Raw genomic sequence first — 1,649 nt, 5'->3', positions numbered from 1 at the left:
TACGGCCCGCGCGAATCGATGGAATACGACGTCGTGATCGTCGGCGGCGGCCCCGCCGGGCTGTCGGCGGCGATCCGGCTCAAGCAGCTGGCCGCCGAGAAAGGCGCCGAGATCGGCGTGTGCGTGCTCGAGAAAGGTTCCGAGATCGGCGCGCACATCCTGTCGGGCGCGGTGATGGACCCGCGCGCGATCACCGAGCTGTTTCCCGACTGGAAAGAACGCGGCGCGCCGCTCGACGTCGAGGTGACGGAAGACCGCTTCCTGTTCCTGTCCGAGAAGAGCGCGGTCACGACGCCGAACTGGGCGCTGCCCGACAACTTCAAGAATCACGGCAACTACGTGATCTCGCTGGGCAACGTCACGCGCTGGCTCGGCCAGCAGGCCGAGGCGCTCGGCGTGGAAATCTTCCCGGGCTTCCCCGCCGCGGAGATTCTGTACAACGACGACGGTTCGGTCAAAGGCGTCGCCACCGGCAACATGGGCGTGGGCAAGGACGGCGAGCCGACCGAGAACTTCCAGCTCGGCATGGAGCTGCACGCGAAGTACACGCTGTTCGCCGAAGGCTGCCGCGGCCACCTCGGCCGCCAGTTGATCGCGAAGTTCAAGCTCGACGCGAACGCGGATCCGCAGGCGTACGGGATCGGCATCAAGGAACTGTGGGAAATCGATCCGGCCAAGCACAAGCCGGGCCTCGTGATCCACACGGCCGGCTGGCCGCTGAAGTCCGATACGTACGGCGGCTCGTTCCTGTATCACATGGACAACAACCAGGTCGTGGTCGGCTTCGTCGTGGGCCTCGGCTACACGAACCCGTACCTGTCGCCATTCGAGGAATTCCAGCGCTACAAGACGCATCCGTCGATCCGCGCGTTCCTCGAAGGCGGCAAGCGCGTGTCGTACGGCGCGCGGGCGATCACGGCGGGCGGCCTGCTGTCGCTGCCGAAGACGGTGTTCCCGGGCGGCGCGCTGATCGGCGACGACGCGGGCTTTTTGAACGCGTCGCGGATCAAGGGCAGCCACGCGGCGATCAAGACCGGGATGCTGGCGGCCGATGCGGCATTCGACGCGGTGCAGGCCGGGCGTCAGTCGGACGAGCTCAACGCGTACCCGGACGCGTTCAAGCAATCGTGGCTTTACACGGAGCTGTACCGCGCGCGCAACTTCAAGCAGTGGATGGCCAAGGGCCTGTATCTGGGCACGCTGATGGTCGGGATCGAGCAGAAGGTGATGGGCGGCAACGTGCCGTGGACGCTGCATCACCAGCACGCGGACCACGAGATGCTGAAGCCGGCGTCGCAATGCGAGCCGATCGACTATCCGAAGCCGGACGGCAAGCTGACGTTCGATCGCCTCTCGTCGGTGTTCATCTCGAACACGAACCACGAGGAAAACCAGCCGGCGCACCTGACGCTGAAGGACGCGAGCGTGCCGGTGAACGTGAACCTGCGCACGTACGCGGGGCCGGAGGCGCGTTTCTGCCCGGCGGCGGTGTACGAGTTCGTGAAGAACGACGACGGCGGCGATCGGCTCGTGATCAACGCGCAGAACTGCGTGCACTGCAAGACTTGCGACATCAAGGACCCGACGCAGAACATCGTGTGGGTCACGCCCGAAGGCGGCGGCGGGCCGAATTACCCGAACATGTAACG

General features: G+C 65.7%; 1 protein-coding gene. It reads left to right on the top strand.

All coding sequences use genetic code 11. The annotated features are described in order from the left end of the window. Positions 1-1,647: electron transfer flavoprotein-ubiquinone oxidoreductase (locus tag LGN10_RS33325; protein WP_226226284.1), on the top strand; the 1,647-nt coding region annotated here is incomplete at its 5' end. Positions 1,648-1,649 lie beyond the last annotated feature (2 nt).

This window comes from Burkholderia sp. AU32262 (assembly GCF_020419985.1).
Lineage (GTDB): Bacteria > Pseudomonadota > Gammaproteobacteria > Burkholderiales > Burkholderiaceae > Burkholderia > Burkholderia semiarida.
Note: the sequence above shows the minus strand (reverse complement) of the source record. Positions and strands in the feature narration are given on the sequence as shown.